Consider the following 18,412-nt stretch of genomic DNA (forward strand, 5'->3'; position numbering starts at 1 on the left):
GGTAGGCGAGCCCGTCCCAGAACTCCTGCAGTGCCCGTGCGGGGTCTGTAGGGAGCGGGCCCTTGTATTGGTGGTACGGCGTTACGGTCATGTCGTCGCGCCAGAGTGTGTGCTGGTGTCGCTCGTCGAACACTCCTGGCCTGTTGAGCCCGCAGGAAGGTTCCGCTGCCGACCGCAAGGTGTACGGCGGTTCGTGCGCGCCTGAAGCGGAACGGCCCACGACCTTGACCAACTGCGGGCCTGGTTGAACGACCGCACATGGGCGGATCGAATTGGGGTGTGCGTCTCCGCCGATGATGCGACCGGGGTCGGCGTGGTAGATGTCGGCGAACTGCGGGTCGTGCATCAAAGAACCGTACCGTGAGCAAGGCTCAGTGCGATGTCACTCGTTCGGGTTGCATTCCGATCCAGTTTGCGTCGATGACCGACTGGCTGACGTTGGCCGATGGCGTCCGGGTGATGCTGTTCCGTGGCACGCGCCGTTGTCCTGTACGGGAATGCAAGTGCGACGACGGAGGGTGGCTCGTCGTTCTGCGGGCTCCGGCGCGATCCCACCGTGGCAACGTGTTCGCTGACGATCCCGTGGCGCCAGACCTCTTCGTTGGTCTCCGGTTCAAGGTCGATCGTCGTGTTCAGCGAGCCCCGGCCATTGTCGGCGTGCTCGAGCCCGAGTTTGTGGCCCAAGCGTCAAGGAGCGCCCGTCCGCGTTCTTCCGGAGATGTCATAAGCAACATCCTTTCCTGCACGAACAGGGGAGACTAGCTGGTATGTGACCCACAGACGCGGGGCTAATCATCAGCGGTGAAGGGCAGAATCCGATCAAGAGCTTCCGCGGACTGCAGTCCGGCGATTCGTAGGAGCCGTCTCAGAGGTGTGCCGGCGTTCAAATGATGAACAAGCCATGTCGCCCGCATCCGCCTGGTGACCAGCGGGATCTGCGGGGACGTGCGGGAAACAAAGTCGGTGATGAGGTTGATGTTGTCACCCCTTTGATGGGCGCGGAAGACCCACCCGGTCTCTCCTAGGACCTCCCGCCGTGTCCGCAGAAGATCCGTCCAGACCTCTCCGGTGATGGGGATGACCCGTTCGTTTTCGCCAGTGACATGCATCGTCGCTCGCTCCACATCGACGTCCTCCATGCGTTGCCGGATGATCTCCGCGCCCGTGAGCCCTGCGCCGAGTCCGAGTGCGAGCAGCGCCCCGGCGGAGCTGGTCAGCTCGTCGGTGCGCATCGACCTGCCCCACGCGCGTAGAAGGCTGATGTCGTTGTCGGAGTACGGCCGCGATGCGTCAGCTTTCCCGAGCGCGCGGAAGCGCCCGGCGGCGTCGTCGCCGAGGAGCGCTTCGGAGACGCGTCGGAGTCGCGCTCTGATGGTGTTTCGGCTGGCGCGGTTGTAACTGGCGAGATGATTCTGCACGAACCGCTCAACGGTCCGGGGGCTGAGGGCGGCACCGTCTTCCAGAGGGATGTGGTTCACGTATGCGAAGTGCACCAGATGGGACACCGGCGTGAGGAGCTGCCGTTCGGTGTAGGTGACGTGCGGTTCAGCACGGTCGACGATATCGAGCACGTATGCCTTGATCGCATCCCAGTCCTTTCTCGGGAGTTGTGGCCGGTAGGTCTGTGATGATTCGGGGCTCACGGGAAGGATTCCCTCCATTGGTTGTGGTGGAACGGTGGTATCCGCCCAGGTTGGGCGAACTGCTCGCAAGGCTGGGTGGCGACGGAACCGTTGCGAGCGTTGACGGTGAAGCCGGCCGTTGCGCACGTGTGTGGGTTGGGCCAGGGGACGTCCGGGCCGGTAGCGGATTCTGGCCACACTGTATGTACGTAGTAATGAACAATTGCGTGTCGGCCGGCACCAGAGCCACCTCAAGCGCTCGACATGTTGCCGCTCACCCCTCTCGACCGGGGTGCATTTGGCGCTGCTTCTCGAAGAGCGCATCCCGCAATGCAGCAAACTCTGAAGGCGCCGTCGCCATCCGGGCGTCGGCCTGAGGTGCCGCGAGGTCGTTCGACGTCGACGGCAGGTTGAAGCCCATAGGCGTGAGCGCAACCTTCGGTGAGTCCGTATTCCGGCGCTTCGGCGTCCGGCCAGCGGAGGGTTCTTCGAGACCTCTTTGGGCGAGGGCGTCGATGCTCTCAGTGGTTAACGACCCATCGCCGCCGCTCACTAGCAACTGCTCGGGCGGGTGCCCCGCCGGGATGAGTCGGTGGAGCTGCCCTGAGCCGAGAGCAGTCCTGCGGGAAGGGCGGTGCTATCCGGGCCGAGCGCGCGGTGCTCATATGGCGTCGAGGCCGGGAGTGCGCTGGTGGCGCGCCGCATGTATCTGCCTTCGGCGGTCCGATCACGCATGCCGGGTCGCCGTCCGGGCTTCGCTTCGTCCCCTCGCTTCGTCTTGAGCGTCTCGGCGTCGCCGTGCACCTCCGAGTACATGGCCGTCCAGCTGTCACTCCCGAACGCAGGGACGGCCTGCCTGGAACTCGTCGGATTGGAGGGCTGGTGTGAGCGGACGGCTCGTCCGCGGAAGTCCTTGTCCCGGGCCCGCTTGGTGGGCGTGGACGTGTCGGCCGGTCGCGTCCCAGTCTCGTTTCGGGAGCTGCGGACGGTACGGACGCGACACGCCGCTGATGCTGGCGTCCGAGTGGGGAAGGATTGTCGAACGTCACTGGAGCCACCTAGCATTCGAACACACATTCGAATGAGGAGGTACTTGATGCGCGCTACAACACTTGAGCCCGCGACAGTCTGGTGGGGCGGCGGCGTGCCGGAACGCGTTGTGTGGCGCGGTAGCCGGTGGCGGGTCAGTGACCAGCCGACACGGCTGACGGCAACCGCGGAGTTCCTGCCCTCCGCCATGACCCATGCGCCCGAGCAGACCATTGGATGGCGATTCCAGATCACCGCTGGAACGGAGTCCGTCGTCGTCGACATAGTCCCCGACGCCGGGCAGTGGGCGGTGGCGCGGACCTGGTCGTGATCTGGCGACAGCATTAGAACCTCCGCGCCCTCTACGCTGAACGTATGGGTCGACCGATGCGTGCGCTGCCAGTGGAGCTCGCTGACGCACCGTGGCCGAGTGTTCCGTCCCGTGACCCGTTCGGCGAAGTCGCCCGCCAGTTTGTCCTCAATCTCCGTGACGCGATGGCGGGACGCAGTCTCCGCGCGGTCGCCGCTGATGCCGGCATCGGCCATGTCACTCTCCAGCGGGTTCTTGCGGGTCAGGCGTGGCCGGATCTGCAGACAATTGCCCGGCTTGAGGCGGGACTTGACGCGGAGCTGTGGCCACGTCGTCCGGCCTCCGGAACTCGCGGTTGAACTCCTCAGCGCGGGCGAAGAACTCTGCCCAGTTGGCGGGATCTCGACGTGCCGGCGCTGGCGGATACCAGGAGCCATCGGTCACCGCCGCGAGGAGCTGCATCGAGGTCCACCTGTCGGGATCGTCTTCACCGCGGTCGGGCGGTGCGGGACGGGTGTCGATGCCGCTTTGTTCGTCGAACGCGTTCCGATCTGCGACGTAACTCAGCACGAGGCGACGGAGGGTTCGCTCCTGCACTGCGTCCATGCCACTGGATGTGACCACGACTTCTCGCGTGACGAGGTCCAATCGGGCGCCAGCCTCCGCACCCTCCGATGATGCGAAGATGCTGACGCTGGACCCGCCCTTGCGCTCGACGGCAGACACGTGCACGCCGTCCGGAGGGAGCAGGGACGTCGGCCACCCCAGGCGCGGCAATTCGACGTCCGCGACGAGACTCAGGAAGTCTGCGAGCGAATCCGGAGTGGTCATAAATATGAACGGTAGACCCAGTGGGACGCCCCTGTCCAGTCTCCAAGAACGGCGAAGCCGCACGCGCTTGCGGTCGCACACAGGCAAGCTTCGACCGGCGGGACGAGCTCGTTGCGTTGCCGCTGAGCCAGTCGTGGCCAACGGCGTCGCAACCATGCTCAAAAGCGATGCAATGCGTAGGGGCTGCCGGGGTCTTGCTAAGCCGTGCAAGTATCGAGCCATGGGGGAAAGCATCGTGCTGCTGATTCAGGCGCCGCGGCGAGCGGCACTTGAAGCAGAGGGGTGGGTCGTCGTGGCTCGGTCGTTCGGAGCCCAGCTCGACTCAAACAGCATCAACGTCGAACGACTGCAGGCGATGGTTGCTCAAGCTGAGGGAACGGTGCGGGAAATTACAGACACTGACGTCGATGCCGTGCTGCACCTGGACGCCGCGACCGTTGAGGACTATCCGGGTAGTGCCGCGACGCAACATGCGGCCCTCGACCGACGTGCAGCGACGCCGAGCGCTTCACGGCGAGCGTTCGGCGCGTTCGTGCCCGACGCCGAACTCGTCGCAATGACCTTCGTTGACATCGACGGAGCAGATGCTGAGACGCAATTCACCGTCGTCCACCGAGCCTGGCGCGGTCGAGGTTTGAGCGTCGCAGTGAAAGCGGCATCCGTTCTCGCACTCACAGCAGAAGGTGTCACGCGCTTCCGCACCGGTGGTTCGGCAGACAATGCCGCGATCCTCCGAGCAAACGATGCGCTGGGCTACGTCCGCGACGAGGAATGGGTGACGCTCGTGCCGAACGGCCGGTAACCGCTCCTTATCAGTACAGCCGAAACCGCAGGACGGGCCCGTCCCGCTGCGGTTGCAGCTGGACGAGCCCAATCGATCTGCCGGGATGGCGAGCAGTCATCGGTGTGCTGTTAATCGCGCGGTCACACTGGTGGCTGGTCGAGTCGCTGGCATCATCGGTGCAGCTCGAGGAAGCCTTCCGCTTCCGCCTCGCGCCCGACGGCCGCGGGTAGCACTGCACCACCGACTTCGGGCCAGGCGGTTTGGGTTGAAGTCAATGCGTGCGGCAGCGTACGTCCGTTAGTCGCAAGGAATCCCTCCGTCCTCTGATGCGGGGACAGGATAGGGAGTGTCGGCGGCTCTCCGGTCCGTCAGGCAGCGGCGGATCGGCGGGAGGGAAGGGTGCGCCCGTGTACCTTCGCGCGGTCCTCAGCGGCCGACTTGAGCTGCTCAGCGAGTTCGGTGAACTGGTCGAGTGCAGGGTTGACGCCGACGAGGGTGAACTCACGCGTCACGACCTCGAGGTCGAGCTGCCACACGTCTTCGAGGATCCGACGCATCCATGCGGTGGCATGGTTCCACCCCTCGCGAGGGGTGCCGGCGGCGTAGTTGCCGCCCTGCACGGTGACGAGCACGGCAGGCTTGCCGGCCGTGACGGGGTCCGCGCCCGGCGCCATACGTGGGTCGGTGATGACCATGTCGACGTAGGACTTGAAATGCTGTGAAACGCCGAAGTTGTAGAGCGGCACGGCGAACAGCAGCGCCTCCGCGTCGGCGAGCTCGTCGGTGAGGGTGCGGGCGAGCTCTATGGACGCTCGCTGCTCCGGCGTGCGGTCACTGTCCGCTTTCATCGATCCCGCGACCGCGTTCGCCCAGGCATTTGCGGGTACGGGCTCGACGCCGATGTGGCGGCGCACGACGGGAGCGTCTGGTTCCAGGGCCGCCCACTCGCTCTCGACGACGTCGGCCAGAGCTCGGCTGGCGGAGCCGTCGACACGAATGCTGGCATCAAGACGGAACAAGGACATGGAACTCCTCCGGTAGGTGGGTCAGCGTGACCGATATCGCTCTCCGGACCCATCGGGGCCCGTCCTCGGCTCGCTTTGGTTACTCCCGGTAACGGTCTACGCTGACATGGCCGGTCACTGCAAATGAGCCCCTGTTACCGCGCAGTAACTGAGTACGATCGAAGAGAGCCGATGAGCGAGACGACCAGTGATCAGGTTCGCGACGAGCAGCGCGAGCGGTTACTCACCGCGCTTCCGGCGATGAGCCGCATGTGCACTATGCACAACCCGGAACTGTTCCGATCGCTCCTCGGGCGCATCGGCGACAAGTGGACTTTGCTCGTCATCGGGATTCTCGGCGAGCGACCGCACAGGTTCACCGAGCTGGCCGCCATCATCCCCGGGATATCGCGTCGCATGCTGACGGTGACGCTTCGCGCCCTCGAACGCGACGGATTGGTTGTCCGCACCGTGTTCGCTGAGGTACCTCCTCGCGTGGTCTACGACCTCACCGAGCTGGGGCGGTCGCTCCAAGATGTCGTGCTCACCCTCGGCGAGTGGGTGGTGGAACACCAGGAAGTTATAGCGGGAGAACGGCTCGCATTCGACGAGCGGAACGGGTTGCAGGACTGATATTTCTAGCTTCGACGACGAGCAAGCGCGCCCAGCGGAGCCTGAGCTGCAGCGCTTGCCGCGGCGGCGCGGGAGTAGCGGGCCCAATCGATTTGTGGGGTAGGACGCCGCTGGGTGAGGAGCCGGCACCTCGGCGACGCTACGGCCAGTTGAGAGAGCTTGAGTCGAAGGCGAACGCGCAGGACCGGGGTGCCGACGGTCTTCCCTTCGTGGTGCGGCTACGTCAGGTTGACGCGTGATAGGCCGTTGTCAGTCGATCGTGGCTTGGCGGTCCGGAGCGAGGATGGTCTCTTCGCTGGTGCTCGTGGCTGTGGTGTAGCCGCGCAGCAGGGCGGTGAGTACGTCGGTAAGTCGGGGTTCTACGTCCACGATGGCTCGTGCGAGAGCTGCATCGGATTCGTACAGCTCGCGCAGGGCGGTCCCTGAGGCTGACATTTGCCAGAGCGCCCCGGCCAGGCCGGTCGCAGTGGCGACAGTGTTCGAAGCCTGTACGTCGCTCAAAGGCAGGAGCCGTTGGAGGCTGCGCTGTACGTTCGCCGAACAACCGAGCGCGGTGAGTTTGAATCGCCGGGCGGAATCCAAGGACACTCCGCGCTCGAGATTCATCGGGGTGTGAGCCAGGAGGTCACAGAACAAGGGGCGCGACGCAAGTGACGCGGAGACGGTCCTCCCGATGTCAGTGATGGTGTCGTCGGACGGCGCGGGCAGGGCGCCTCCTGCCAATGAATCGAGTGCTCCCGCTACGGCGAGGGACCACTCCAACCACCCCTCCGCGGACAGCCGCAGGAAAATCTCTTCACGGGTTTCGAAGTAACGAAGTAGACCCGACTTGTGCAGACCGACGCCGGCTGCGATGTCAGTAAGCGTGACTGCGCGGACGCCCCGCTCCACGGCAAGCCGTCGAGCGGAGTCCATGATCGACGTCTCCCGGTCCTGCTTTGCACGTGGGCTCCGTGCCCGCTCGTAGCTCTCGGTCGTCATCGCGCCATCGTAGCGCAACAGGGTTGCGCTAGTTGCAAAACGGTGTTTTACTAAGTCCATGACAACCCAACAGACATGGTTCATCACCGGTTCCTCACGCGGCTTTGGCCGCTCCCTCGCCATCGCAGCCCTCCGTGCCGGTGACTCAGTCGCAGCCACCGCTCGAAAGCCCGAGCAACTTGCCGACCTGGTGGAGGAGTTCGGGGATCGAGTGCTTCCGCTTGCCCTCGACGTGACAGACGCTCAGGCAGCCTCGTCGGCCCTCAATGCAGCAGCAGCCAGGTTCGGACGAGTGGACGTGGTTGTGAACAACGCGGGGTACGCGAACCTCGAACCGGTCGAGACAGCAAGCGACGACGAGTTCCGTCGTCAGTTCGAGACGAACTTCTGGGGCGTGTACAACGTCTCGAAGGCAGCCGTTCCCATCCTGCGTCGTCAGGGTGGTGGCATCATCATTCAGTTCTCCTCCGTCGGTGGCCGTGTCGGCGGGACCCCCGGGCTCGGTTCGTACCAGGCAGCGAAGTTCGGCATCGACGGACTCACCCGCGTGCTCGCCACCGAGACGGCGCCGTTCGGGATCCGGTACCTCGTTGTCGAGCCGGGCGGTTTCGCCACGGACTGGGCTGGCTCATCGATGAACGTGCACTCAATCCCTGACGACTACCAGGCATCCGTTGGAGCATTCGCTGAACGCCTTCGAGGAACGGAGCAGGCTGGGGATCCGGACCGCGCGGCCGAAATCCTCGTGCGCGTCGCGAAGCGGGACAATATGCCGACCCATCTCGTGATGGGCGCCTACGCCGCTCAACTCGCCATGGACTACTCCCGCGCGCAGATCGAGGAGGCCGCGACCTGGGCCAGCGTCTCCGCGTCTGCCGACTTTGACGCTCCCCGCGTTGAACTTCCGACTGACGAAGCCTGATCGAGACAGCTGACCGAGGGTGGACGACATGAGTCAGTTTGCAAACAAGGTGGCACTGGTCACCGGAGCTGGATCGGGCATGGGGCGAGCAACCGCCATGCTCCTGGCCCACCGAGGGGCCGCAGTCGGGGTGATGGGCCGCCGAGCGGCGAAACTTGAGGAAGTCGTCGATCGCATCACTGCGGATGGAGGGCGAGCACTAGCCATCCCCGGCGACGTCAGCAAGCCCGAAGATGTCGAACGCGCTGTAGAGAGCACGTACAGCGCCTTCGGAGCGCTGCACCACGCGGTCAACAACGCAGGCATTTCCGGAGACTTCACGCCGCTCGTAGACATGACGCCCGAGCAGTGGCGACGTACCGTCGAGATCGACCTCAACAGCCTCTTCTATGGTCTGAAGTACGAGGTTCCGGCGATTCTTGCCGCCGGAGGCGGCTCAATTGTCAACGTATCGAGCGTGTTTGCCGATCGTGGCGGGCCGACCGCGGACTATTCCAGCGCGAAGCACGGCATCCGCGGGCTCACTCGCACCGCGGCGATCCAGTTCGGACGGCAGGGGGTGCGCGTGAACGAGCTGCAGCCAGGAGTCATCGACACGGAGATGACTCAGGCGAACCCCGAGGGGGCACAAGCAGTGGCCGACACGGGTATTCCCCTAGGCCGAGTCGGCACTGGCGAAGAGATCGCGACTGCCATCGCGTTCCTGCTCTCCGATGAGGCGTCCTACATCAACGGCGCTCATCTTGCCGTCGATGGCGGATTCCTCGCCTGAGTCTGCCAAGGGGCTCCGGCGACGCCGTCGGGTGCAAGCAGGCGGAGCCCCGGGCGCCGTCGGTAGCGCGCAATCGTGGCCCGAGTCGGGCATAAACACCGCCTATGGGCGTTACCGCTCAGGAAGATAGCCGGTACAGCCGGCTACCCGAGCAGACGAAGCCATCGAAGCAACAAGGAGCACAGTGTCCACAACGACAAGCAACACGCTTGAAGTAGACGTCCTCGTGATCGGCTGGGGCAAAGGCGGGAAGACACTCGCAGCGCAGCTCTCGGACGCGGGTCGCAGCGTCGCGATCGCGGAGCGAAGCCCGGCGATGTACGGCGGGACCTGCATCAACATCGGTTGCGTCCCAACGAAGGATTTGATCACGGCCGCTGACGAGCGACGCCGGGAAGACGCCCCGGGTGAGTACTTCCGGACGTCGTTGGAGGAGCGGCACGCGCTGGTTGCGAAGTTGAACGCAGCGAATCACGCGGCGCTTGCGAGCCGGCCCGACGTGACGATCCTGGACGGAGCTGCCCGGCTCACCGGCCCTCACGATGCGGTCGTCTCTACCGCTGAAGGCGACATCGCCGTGCACGCAGAGAGCATCATCATCGGCACCGGTGCTCAACCGGCGAGGTTGAACGTGCCCGGCGAGGACAGCCCGGTCGTGTTCGATTCCACCACCATCCAGCAGCTTGAAAACCTCCCGCCTCGACTGGTCGTCATCGGCGGCGGGTTCATCGGTGCTGAGTTCGCGAGCATGTTCGCCGGCTTCGGCTCGGAGGTAGTTCTCCTCAACAGGAGCGCGATGCTCTTCCCGCAGGTCGACGACGACGTTCGCCCCTTCATCGAGGACGCCCTCACCGATCGGGGCGTTCGCGTCGTCAATGGCGTGGAAGTGACGTCAATCGAGGACGGTGGGGAGGGAACGGCTACGGTGCGTACCGACTCCGGCGACTTCGACGCTGAAGCGGTCCTGGTTGCGGTTGGCCGAGTCGCCGACAGTCTCGAGCTGGGCCTCGATGTTGCCGGTGTCGACCGCGATGAGCGCGGTTTCATTCGTGTGGATGGAACGCTTCGCACGAACCACGGCCATATTTTCGCCGTTGGAGATGTGAACGGTGGCCTTCAGCACACCTACATTTCGCTTGACGACGGACGAATCGTCGCGGACCAGATCCTCGGCGGCGGGCAGCGGCGTACGGACGACCGCGTGGCAGTTCCGGTGACAACGTTCCTGACACCGCCGTTGTCGCAGGTGGGACTGACAGAACGCGAGGCTCGGGAGGCGGGTTACGACGTGAAGGTCGCTTCGAAGGCTGTGGCCGCGATCGCGGCGATGCCCCGTCCGAAGATCGTGGGCAACACACACGGCGTGATCAAATTCGTGACCGATTCCGCGACGGAGCAGATCCTCGGAGCAACCGTGTTCTCCGTCGACTCTCAAGAAGTGATCAACCTCATCGCGCTGGCAATGCGTCTGAACGCGACGGTACGGGATCTTCGCGATGGGCTTTGGACGCACCCCTCGAGCACCGAGGCGCTGAACGAGGTCCTGCAGGTGATCGGCTGATACGCGGGCGCTCGTAGTCGTGATGGGCTCTGGTCGGCTCCGCTCCTGCCAGGGACGGACCGATCAGTGTCGGGCAAGGCCGCGCTAACAGCCCCAACGTCGGCATGTCGGATGAGCTGTTGATCGGTTCCTGCAACCCGGGTTTGCATATGCGCTTGTCGGGTTGAACGCGAGCTGTTCAAACTTCGTCAGGCGACTGTCGCGCTCCGCTCTTGCGTCTCGGATGCGCCGCCGCTTGCCTGCTTCAAGCCGTCGCCGAGCGAGGCAAGCGCACGTTCGCCGACGGACCCGGCTGCGGCGTGGAACAGGACGAGAAGCTCGCCCGATTGCCCAGGAATCAGCAGCGTCTGGCAGACCAACGTGACCCGACCGAACGGCGGAATCCAATGATCTACGGGGCCGACGTAGTGCGGTCTCGCATCGTGGCGCGCCCAGAGGCGTCGGAAGTCAGCATCACGGATAGAGAGCTGTCCGACGATCTCGCGGAGGCGTGGGTCGTCCGGATCCGCTCCGAACCGGAGGGTCGCAACTGTCCGTTCCGCGGTCTCCCGCCAATTCGGATCGGCCGCGCGGGCGGCATCTGAGAACACCAGTAACGGCAGGTTCACGCCGGGCTCCAGCGCCCCCGGTGCCATCGCTCGTGCAAGGTCGTTGGCGGCCAACACATCCTGATTGCCGTCCATCACGTATCCAGGGGTGTGATCCCACGCGCCCAACAGTGCTCTTACGCCGGCATCAATTGGCTGCGAGAACGGAACGGTCCGGGAGGATCTCGTTTGCAGGCCCCGTAGACGGGTCAACCGCGTCATGTGCTCAAGCGCATCGTCGTCCAGCAAGAGTGCCCGACCGAGCGCGCGGAGCACCTGGTCGGAAGGCTGCCGGTCCCTCCCCTGCTCGAGGCGGAGGTAGTACTCCTGGCTGATGCCAGCCCGCGTTGCAACCTCGTCCCGTCGCAGTCCCACCACACGTCGCGCCTTCAGCGTCACCAGCCCGACGTCTTCGGGTTGGATCAGTGCTCGACGTGCCCGCAGGTAGTCGCCCAGCGGAGATTCAGACTGGAACATGCACTCAGGATCCAGCTCCGGACGGCTCGCACGCATCGGTCGAATGACCACATTGCCGACAGCAGCGGAACGATCACGTCCTCAGGCTGCTTCCCCGCCGGACTGTAATCCGTCGATGCCGGAAAGCTGTGCTCGTCTGCTCACACCGAGCTTCGCGAACGCGCGGTGCAGGTGCGCGCCGACCGTTCTGTGAGACAGATACACCTCGTCGGCGATCTCCTTGTTGCTAAGACCGCTTGCTGCGAAGCGAACGACGATGAGCTCTTGCGGCGTCAAGGCTGCCGCGGCTAGCCCGGTCGCCTCGATCCCACCAGCGGCATCTCGAACTCCTGCAGCCCGCAGCTCTGCGCGGGCACGCCTTGACAGCCCCGGCATCCCTTGGGATTCGAAGATGGAGAGCGCAGCAGCAAGTTGCTCGCGGGCATCGATCACCCGGCGCTTGCGGCGCAAGAACTCCCCGAAGGCGAGCCGGGTCCGCGCAACCTCGATTGCGTCGCCGTCGCCGTCGGCAGCGGCAACTGAGCTGACAAAGTGTTCTTCTGCACGAGCTTCATCAGTCAGGGCGCGTGTGCGCCCTGCGATCACTCGGAAGCCGGACACGTCCGTCGTTCCGACGGCCGCAAGCCATGCATCAATGACGTCGAGACGTCCGACGCGAATGAGTGACTCGATGAGGTCGCCGGTCGCCCGCGCCGATATCGGCGGGTACGCCGTCGCGACGAAAAGTTCCTGGACTGCCGCAGCATGGTCCCCAGCATCCGCGGCGAGGATGGCGCGTGCCCATGCGACGACGGCTTCGATTCGTGCGAACGTAGATGCGCCAGGTTCGTCAGCGACGGCGGCAAGCGCCGCTTCTGCGGCCTCTCGCTCACCGAGCATCGCGCGACCGCGGGCAAGTGCGGCCCCTGCCATGCCAGCGACAATCGGCAAGTTCAAGTCGCGAGCTAGCCGAAGCGCGAGTTCGGCGTCAGCGATGCCGGCAAGCACTCGTCCGGCGGAGAGTCGAACGGTGCTCCTCCCGCAGATCGAAATGACTTCATCGCTCACTCGACCCGTGGAATGAAAGAGCTGGACCCCGGCAGTCCAATACCGCTCAGCCGTCTCGAGATCCTCCAGCCCTTCTGCGGAGAACGCGAGGCAGTTCAACAGCACCGCGCTCGTGTCATCCACTTCTTCAAGGAACTGCGGCAGAGCGTCCGTTGGACCGTTTCGTATCGGGTCAACCAGAACAGTGAGCACTGCACGCAGTGACGCGGAGCCGCCGCGCCTTTCATGTGCTGCCCTCATCACCTCCAACCGAACCTCTTCCGGTTCCTGCTGGACCCAGCATTTCGCAGCGGCCCACACGAGTACCTCGAGGGCCGCATCCGTCTCCTCCGCTGACCGTGCCAATGCGACGAGCTGCGCCGTTGTTCTTCCGCTGTGTGCAGCCGTCATGCTGAGCATCCAGTCGGTGCGGGCAAGTTGCCGCTGCGTTGCGCTACTGCTGGTGATCGCGTCAGCTTCGCTTAGGAGCTGAGCCGTGCGGGTCGCGTCCCCGGCTTGACGCGAAGATTCGGCTGCGAGAGCGAGTCGTCTGCTGCGTCCTTCGGCATCCGTTGACAGTTCAGCCGCCCGCTGCCAACGGGAGGCGGCCTCTGCCTTGGCCCCGCGTCGGAACCCTCGTTCAGCGGCGGCGTCCAGCTCTGCGGCGACCTCATCGTCCTGCCCGATCACAGCCTCTGCTCGATGGGTGGCGCGGCGTGCCGGATCGTGGATGACTTCGGCGAGGGCTTTGTGCACTTCAGCGCGAGCGGCGAAGTCCGCGGCTCCGACGATCGCGGACACGAGCAGTGGGTGTCGAAAAACAAACCGTCCGTTGACGGCACGGACGAGTCGCGATTGCTCCGCCGCGGCGAGATCGCCGGCTTGCAGGCCGATGACGCGAAGCGCCGCGATGATCTCACCCTGCGAGGACTGCTCACCGATAGCGGCGAGGGTCACGGCGCGGCGCGAACCATGTGGAAGCTGCGATACCTCGGAGAGGAAGGCCTGTTCAAGACGAGAGGTGAGCGAAAGCGAAGTCGACCCATGCACGGGCTCTCGCCGCACTGTGCCGATGAACTCGGTGAGCGCGAGAGGGTTCCCGTGGGAGGCACGAACGATCAGGTCCGATTCATTTTTCTTGAGTTGCGGGGCCCTCATCGCCACCACCGACGCGGCTTCGTCGGCAGTCAGGGCCGCGAGTGTCTGCGTCGTCTGGAATGACCGCTCGCGGTCGCTAATTTCGGCGTACGGGCGGGAGGTTGCGATGAGGGCTGCCCGGGTGTTCCCCAACCGTCGCGGCAAGAGCGCGAACACGTCAGCACTTGACCGGTCGACCCAATGCAGGTCTTCGACGATGAGCAGGAGGGGCTTGTGATGGGCTGCCTCCTGTACCAGGCCGAGCACTGCCAGCGCGAGAACGAGACGGTCTGCTGGTTGCTCGTCGCCAGTGCCGAGCACCGCATCCAAGGCCGCACGCTGCCGTTGCGGGAGGGCGTCAGCGTAGGTGAGGAGAGGAGCGAGGAGTTCGTGTAGTGCTGCGAAGCCGATGCTTCCGCCGCTTCCAACGCCAGCGCAAATCACCAGCGTGAAGCCGCGGTCCTGAGCGATGGAACTCGCCGCTTCGACCACGGCGCTCTTCCCGATGCCGGGTTCTCCAACGAGCAGGAGCCCTGAGCCCTGGCTGGCAGCGGCCGCGCTCAGGTGCTGCTGGATCCTCGTCAACTCGGGTTCGCGCCCGACGAGATGGCGCTGAACGTCCATATCGATGAGGGTACGACAGGAACGTGTCCCAGAGAGGGTCATGTTCCTGTCCACCTCAGAACGTACCGTTCTGTGGTGTTCTCTATTGACGACGGTGCCGACGAACGTCGCGTACGGCTGACGCAGATGGTCTTCGCGTTGCGGGAAGCGCCGGCACTGGTCTACGACCGGCACCTCACCGTGCTGATCGCGAACGAGCTCGCGGGTGAGGTGCAATCAGCGTTTACGGTGGGCACCAATCTCGCACGAGCGACCTTTCTCGTCACGGACCTCGATGACGGTGTCGACGACGGTGACCAGAAGCGAGAGCAAGTTGCCGCCGCTCTTCGAGACGCTGTGCAGCAGCACGACGAGGATCGCGCCTATGTCGAACTTGTCGGCGAGCTAGCGGCGCGCAGCAACCCGTTCGCGGAGGCGTGGGCAACTGACCTGCCGGTTGCGCCAACCGGTGAATTCCGATTCCGGGACGGTATGACGCTTGCGTACCACCGGTTCCTTGCTCCCGGGCCAGAGGGGGACACGCTCCTATTGTGGCGCGGAGCGGACGAAGCGTCGACGACGAAGCTTGCGTCCATCGCGGCCCGGTTATCCGGCTAGGACCGCTGCTAATGAACAGGGGTCTGGTGCGCGTTTGTTCTCTAGCTGAGTGCGGAGCGAGCGGTCCCCGATCGCTAGGCGGAGGCCTCAGTGACACGCGGCGATCAATCATTCTGAAGGAGGAGAATTGTGGCTGAGCGACCGATGCTCACGGCGTCTGGCCTTGATCACGCGTACATGTCTGCTTCGGGGGTGAGTACGCCGGTGCTGCGGCACGTGTCGCTTACCGTACGGCGGGGGGAGATGGTCGCGGTCGTTGGACCGAGTGGGTCCGGGAAGACAACACTCCTGACATGTCTCTCGGGTCTAGAACGGCCAAGTGGTGGAACTGTCGAGGTCGACGGTATCTCCTTGGCCACGCTCTCTGCGCAGCGGCTCGCGCGTTTCCGCCGGGGACGAATCGGGTTCGTGTTCCAGGATTACAACCTGATCCCCGCGCTGTCTGTCCGCGAGAATATCGCCCTGCCAGCCCGCGTGGCGCACCGTCCGGTGTCACGGGAAGAAATTGACGCAGCCCTCGAATCGGTTGGTCTCCTCCAATACCGAGACAAGTACCCGGGGACGCTTTCCGGCGGGCAACAGCAGCGAGTCGCGATCGCGCGCGTCCTCGTCTCCGCGCCGGGACTTGTGTTCGCTGACGAGCCGACGGGGGCGTTGGACACAGTCTCGGGAAGCGCCGTACTCGACTTGCTTCGGTCAACAGCGACTGGTGATCAGTCGGTGGTGATGGTCACGCATGACCTTCAAGCGGCCGCCCGAGCGGACCGGGTGCTGGTGCTTCGAGACGGAGTCATACACAACGAGCTACTTGCACCAGAGCCCGAGGCCGTTCTTGCAGCGGTCGAGGCTGCGGCGCTGCCGTCATGACGATGCTCCAGTTGGTGCGCTCTGATCTCCGGGGTTCGTGGCGGGTATGGCTCGGAGCATTCGTAGTGTGCTTAACCGCTGCGCTCGCAGCCTCAGTCCCCGGAACGCTGGTGGCAACAGGGATTCACACTTCGGGGATCCGCGGCCTCGCACTGTTTTCGATCGCCGGCACAGTCCTCGCGTTCACTGTGGTCGCGGTACTGGTCGTGCTGACCTCAGTGATGGGGCTGACGGTTTCGCTCCTGCGCCGCACCTACGCGCTGTGGCAGATCGTCGGCGTAACGCCGCGCGCGGTGACCGTTGCGGTGCTGGTGCAGCTCATCGTCGTCGCAGTGTCGGGGGCGGTTGTCGGTGCCGTAGCTGGCGGTCTGGTCGCTCCTGCAGTAGTCCAGCGTCTTCTTCAAGACGCTACTGGACTTGAGACACTTCGCGTATCGGACTCGTTGACGGCGGTTGCGGTCGTCGCGATCCTCACTGTGGGAGTCGCACTGGTTGGCGGATTGGGAGCGGCTCGTCGAGCGGGCCGCACCCCCGCTGTCCTGGTTCTCCGCGATGCTTCCGCCGGACGGCGGCGGCGTCCGGTTCGACGAGCCGTTACCGCGCTGCTCCTGCTTGCCCTCGCCGCGCAGATGCTGACCACGCTGCCGACGTCGCTGGACTCTGGCGCAGCTCAGGCTGTTCTCATCGGTCCCGTCTTGGTGGCCACAGTCGCTGTCTTGGGACGCATCGTGAGCACGCCGGTGCTGCACTCGTGGACTGCGATGGTGCCCGGCCGGTTTGTAGCTTTCTGGTTGGCGCAAGCGACGGTGCGCTGGTCAGTAGCGCGAAGCGACGGTGCTCTTGCCGCGCTCCTGGTTGCTATCGGCCTGCCGGCGGCCTTGGTCGCCGGACAACAGACGGTCGGAACGGTGCTCGGCGGCGCCACCGCACGCTCCGGCGGGACGCTGCTCATCCTCGGCGGTCCAGTTCTACTTGCGGCAGTCGGTGCTGCGGCTATCTCCTTCATGGCAAGCAGAGACCGTGAACGCGAGCAAGCGTTGTTGAGTCAGGTGGGAGGGACGCCTGCGCTTCAGGTAATCGTGGCTGTTTTCGAGGGCCTCGTTCTCGTTCTCACGGCATTCCTGCTCGCGGTGCTCGCCGTTGCGGTGACGGTGACTGCTGAATGGGCGCTGCTGGTCGGTGCGCATCCGCAAGCCCGACCAGTGTGGGCGATCGGCACGCTCCTCAGCGGCGCGGCAATCACGGGGCCGCTGATGGTCGCGGCAACCCTCTTTCCCATGCTCAGTGTGCGGCGCAGATCCACACATGCCAGGTCTCGCTGACGCTCACTCCGCACGCGTAGGGCCCCGACGAGGATGGCCTCCGGAGGGGCACGCTGGCACCCTTAACGTCGCCCTACCGTTGAGTCAGCGGCGAGAGGTGCGCCGAAAGCATGACTTAGGGCGCAATCGAGGAGCACGCGGCATGGTGATGAGTAGATGGACTCATAAGGGGTCGAAGTTGCACGACGATCCGGACGAGTGGCGCCGTCGAGGTTTGCTGCCGCCGGGCGATGTTGCTCGCCTTGTCGCAGAACGTTCCCTCCCGGAGAATCCGTCGTACGGCGATTTCTTCATCGCGGAGCCGTAACAAGGAGCGGAACGGCGGACGCAGGGGCACCGGCGAGGTTACTTATGTCGGTCGCCGCGGACAAGCAGAAAGCGGCTCGCACCCATCTGGGTGCGAGCCGCTTTTTGCTTGTCCGTTGACGTCAAGCGGCCCGGTCGAGCATCGCCTTCTCTTCCGGCGACAGCACGACGCTGCCTGCCGCGACATTCTCCTCAAGGTGCGCCACGCTTGAGGTTCCGGGGATGGGCAACACATTGGGGGAGTGCTGCAGCAGCCACGCCAGAGCAATCTGTGACGCTGTCACACCCTTGTGCTGCGCGAGCGCACCCAAAGCACCTGAACCTCGCGTCAGGCCGCCCGTCGCCAACGGGAACCACGGGATGAAACCGATGCCGTGCTCCGCCGTGTAGCGGACGAGGTCCTCCGAGGACCGTTCCACCAGGTTGAAGAGGTTCTGAACAGTCACGATCGGTACCACGTGCTGTGCTGCCCGCAGTTCGGATGCGGTCACCTCGCTCAACCCGACGTGTCGGACAAGCCCGGCTTCCTGCATGTCGCGCAGGGCCCCCATTTGGTCCTCGAGCGGGACTTGCGAGTCGATGCGGTGGAGCTGGTAGAGGTCAATTCGTTCGAGCTGCAGACGGGTGAGGCTGTCCCGAACGGCCTGGTGAAGATGCTCCGGACGTCCGTCAACAACCCACTCGCCCCGCCGACCGCGAACAAACCCGCCCTTCGTCGCGATGACGACGTCACGTCGGTATGGGTGCAGTGCCTCTCCGATGAGCCGCTCAGACACACCCGGACCGTAGGCGTCAGCTGTGTCAATGAGTGTCACACCAAGGTCGACTGCGCGACGCAGCACCGCTCGTGCCCCGTCTGCGTCTCGCGGCGGCCCGAACGCGTTTCGGCCGGGGAACTGCATCGACCCGAAGCCCAGACGCGCCACGGGCATGTCACCACCGATCAGAAAGGTGCCAGCGGTGGCTGCAGACAGCGAGGGTTCCTGTTGCGAAGTCATGATTCTCTTCCTTCGTTTGGAC

At 64.7% G+C, this 18,412-nt stretch carries 15 protein-coding genes; 9 read left to right on the forward strand and 6 right to left on the reverse strand.

Annotated elements, in window-relative coordinates:
* Nucleotides 1–788: 788 nt before the first annotated feature.
* Nucleotides 789–1,643 (reverse strand): hypothetical protein, encoded by an 855-nt coding sequence (locus tag BIU96_RS14870; protein WP_139200071.1) that lies wholly within the window; start codon nt 1,641–1,643, stop codon nt 789–791.
* A 1,503-nt stretch (nt 1,644–3,146) separates the two neighbouring features.
* Between BIU96_RS14870 and BIU96_RS20510 the strand changes: the two genes are divergently transcribed.
* Complete coding sequence (locus BIU96_RS20510) at nt 3,147–3,320, forward strand: helix-turn-helix domain-containing protein (protein WP_368072981.1); 174 nt, start codon at nt 3,147–3,149, stop codon at nt 3,318–3,320.
* A gap of 692 nt (nt 3,321–4,012) precedes the next feature.
* The gene (locus BIU96_RS19120) at nt 4,013–4,594 is read left to right on the forward strand and encodes a GNAT family N-acetyltransferase (RefSeq protein WP_083402953.1); all 582 of its coding nucleotides are present in this window, start codon (nt 4,013–4,015) and stop codon (nt 4,592–4,594) included.
* 350 nt (nt 4,595–4,944) lie between these two features.
* Here BIU96_RS19120 and BIU96_RS14885 read toward each other — a convergent pair whose 3' ends face one another.
* Entirely contained in the window at nt 4,945–5,601 is a 657-nt protein-coding gene (locus BIU96_RS14885; protein ID WP_071293395.1) for an FMN-dependent NADH-azoreductase, read from the reverse strand.
* Between the two features lie 171 nt (nt 5,602–5,772).
* Between BIU96_RS14885 and BIU96_RS14890 the strand changes: the two genes are divergently transcribed.
* Nucleotides 5,773–6,213 carry a winged helix-turn-helix transcriptional regulator gene (locus BIU96_RS14890; protein WP_368072979.1) on the forward strand — a complete coding sequence of 147 codons (441 nt, stop codon included), beginning with the start codon at nt 5,773–5,775 and terminating at the stop codon, nt 6,211–6,213.
* A 249-nt stretch (nt 6,214–6,462) separates the two neighbouring features.
* Here the strand turns inward: BIU96_RS14890 and BIU96_RS14895 are convergent, their stop codons facing one another.
* A complete protein-coding gene (locus tag BIU96_RS14895) occupies nt 6,463–7,194 on the reverse strand; it encodes a TetR family transcriptional regulator (protein WP_071293396.1) in 732 nt (243 codons plus the stop codon).
* Between the two features lie 58 nt (nt 7,195–7,252).
* On the opposite strand from BIU96_RS14895, the gene BIU96_RS14900 reads away from it, so the two are divergent.
* The 3 genes from BIU96_RS14900 (at nt 7,253) to BIU96_RS14910 (ending at nt 10,449) form a co-directional block, all read left to right on the forward strand.
* Nucleotides 7,253–8,116, forward strand: coding sequence for an SDR family NAD(P)-dependent oxidoreductase (locus BIU96_RS14900; RefSeq protein WP_071293397.1), 864 nt, complete (start codon nt 7,253–7,255; stop codon nt 8,114–8,116).
* A 28-nt stretch (nt 8,117–8,144) separates the two neighbouring features.
* Nucleotides 8,145–8,888: an SDR family NAD(P)-dependent oxidoreductase gene (locus BIU96_RS14905; protein ID WP_071293640.1), complete on the forward strand. Its 744-nt coding sequence runs from the start codon at nt 8,145–8,147 to the stop codon at nt 8,886–8,888.
* Nucleotides 8,889–9,072: 184 nt separating this feature from the next.
* Nucleotides 9,073–10,449, forward strand: a complete 1,377-nt coding sequence (locus BIU96_RS14910) for an NAD(P)/FAD-dependent oxidoreductase (RefSeq protein WP_071293398.1) — start codon at nt 9,073–9,075, stop codon at nt 10,447–10,449.
* A gap of 188 nt (nt 10,450–10,637) precedes the next feature.
* Here BIU96_RS14910 and BIU96_RS14915 read toward each other — a convergent pair whose 3' ends face one another.
* Entirely contained in the window at nt 10,638–11,513 is an 876-nt protein-coding gene (locus BIU96_RS14915) for a helix-turn-helix domain-containing protein (protein WP_071293399.1), read from the reverse strand.
* A gap of 81 nt (nt 11,514–11,594) precedes the next feature.
* Nucleotides 11,595–14,300 (reverse strand): AAA family ATPase, encoded by a 2,706-nt coding sequence (locus tag BIU96_RS14920; RefSeq protein ID WP_175477570.1) that lies wholly within the window; start codon nt 14,298–14,300, stop codon nt 11,595–11,597.
* A gap of 75 nt (nt 14,301–14,375) precedes the next feature.
* Here BIU96_RS14920 and BIU96_RS14925 point away from each other — a divergent pair, with 75 nt between their 5' ends.
* From BIU96_RS14925 to BIU96_RS14935, 3 genes are all read left to right on the forward strand, one after another.
* On the forward strand, nt 14,376–14,897 hold the full coding sequence (locus BIU96_RS14925) for a hypothetical protein (protein WP_071293400.1): 522 nt from the start codon (nt 14,376–14,378) through the stop codon (nt 14,895–14,897).
* A gap of 177 nt (nt 14,898–15,074) precedes the next feature.
* Complete coding sequence (locus BIU96_RS14930) at nt 15,075–15,764, forward strand: ABC transporter ATP-binding protein (RefSeq protein WP_302847735.1); 690 nt, start codon at nt 15,075–15,077, stop codon at nt 15,762–15,764.
* A gap of 110 nt (nt 15,765–15,874) precedes the next feature.
* The gene (locus tag BIU96_RS14935; RefSeq protein ID WP_071293402.1) at nt 15,875–17,086 is read left to right on the forward strand and encodes an FtsX-like permease family protein; all 1,212 of its coding nucleotides are present in this window, start codon (nt 15,875–15,877) and stop codon (nt 17,084–17,086) included.
* A 428-nt stretch (nt 17,087–17,514) separates the two neighbouring features.
* Here the strand turns inward: BIU96_RS14935 and BIU96_RS14940 are convergent, their stop codons facing one another.
* Nucleotides 17,515–18,390, reverse strand: coding sequence for an aldo/keto reductase (locus BIU96_RS14940; RefSeq protein WP_071293403.1), 876 nt, complete (start codon nt 18,388–18,390; stop codon nt 17,515–17,517).
* Nucleotides 18,391–18,412 lie beyond the last annotated feature (22 nt).

This window comes from Curtobacterium sp. MCBA15_008 (assembly GCF_001865065.1).
Lineage (GTDB): Bacteria > Actinomycetota > Actinomycetes > Actinomycetales > Microbacteriaceae > Curtobacterium.

Coding starts and splice junctions, on each gene's coding strand:
- BIU96_RS20510 (WP_368072981.1), top strand. CDS start 3,147: ATGGCGGGACGCAGTCTCCGCGCGGTCGCCGCTGATGCCGGCATCGGC.
- BIU96_RS19120 (WP_083402953.1), top strand. CDS start 4,013: ATGGGGGAAAGCATCGTGCTGCTGATTCAGGCGCCGCGGCGAGCGGCA.
- BIU96_RS14885 (WP_071293395.1), bottom strand. CDS start 5,601: ATGTCCTTGTTCCGTCTTGATGCCAGCATTCGTGTCGACGGCTCCGCC.
- BIU96_RS14890 (WP_368072979.1), top strand. CDS start 5,773: ATGAGCGAGACGACCAGTGATCAGGTTCGCGACGAGCAGCGCGAGCGG.
- BIU96_RS14895 (WP_071293396.1), bottom strand. CDS start 7,194: ATGACGACCGAGAGCTACGAGCGGGCACGGAGCCCACGTGCAAAGCAG.
- BIU96_RS14900 (WP_071293397.1), top strand. CDS start 7,253: ATGACAACCCAACAGACATGGTTCATCACCGGTTCCTCACGCGGCTTT.
- BIU96_RS14905 (WP_071293640.1), top strand. CDS start 8,145: ATGAGTCAGTTTGCAAACAAGGTGGCACTGGTCACCGGAGCTGGATCG.
- BIU96_RS14915 (WP_071293399.1), bottom strand. CDS start 11,513: ATGTTCCAGTCTGAATCTCCGCTGGGCGACTACCTGCGGGCACGTCGA.
- BIU96_RS14920 (WP_175477570.1), bottom strand. CDS start 14,300: ATGGACGTTCAGCGCCATCTCGTCGGGCGCGAACCCGAGTTGACGAGG.
- BIU96_RS14930 (WP_302847735.1), top strand. CDS start 15,075: ATGTCTGCTTCGGGGGTGAGTACGCCGGTGCTGCGGCACGTGTCGCTT.
- BIU96_RS14940 (WP_071293403.1), bottom strand. CDS start 18,390: ATGACTTCGCAACAGGAACCCTCGCTGTCTGCAGCCACCGCTGGCACC.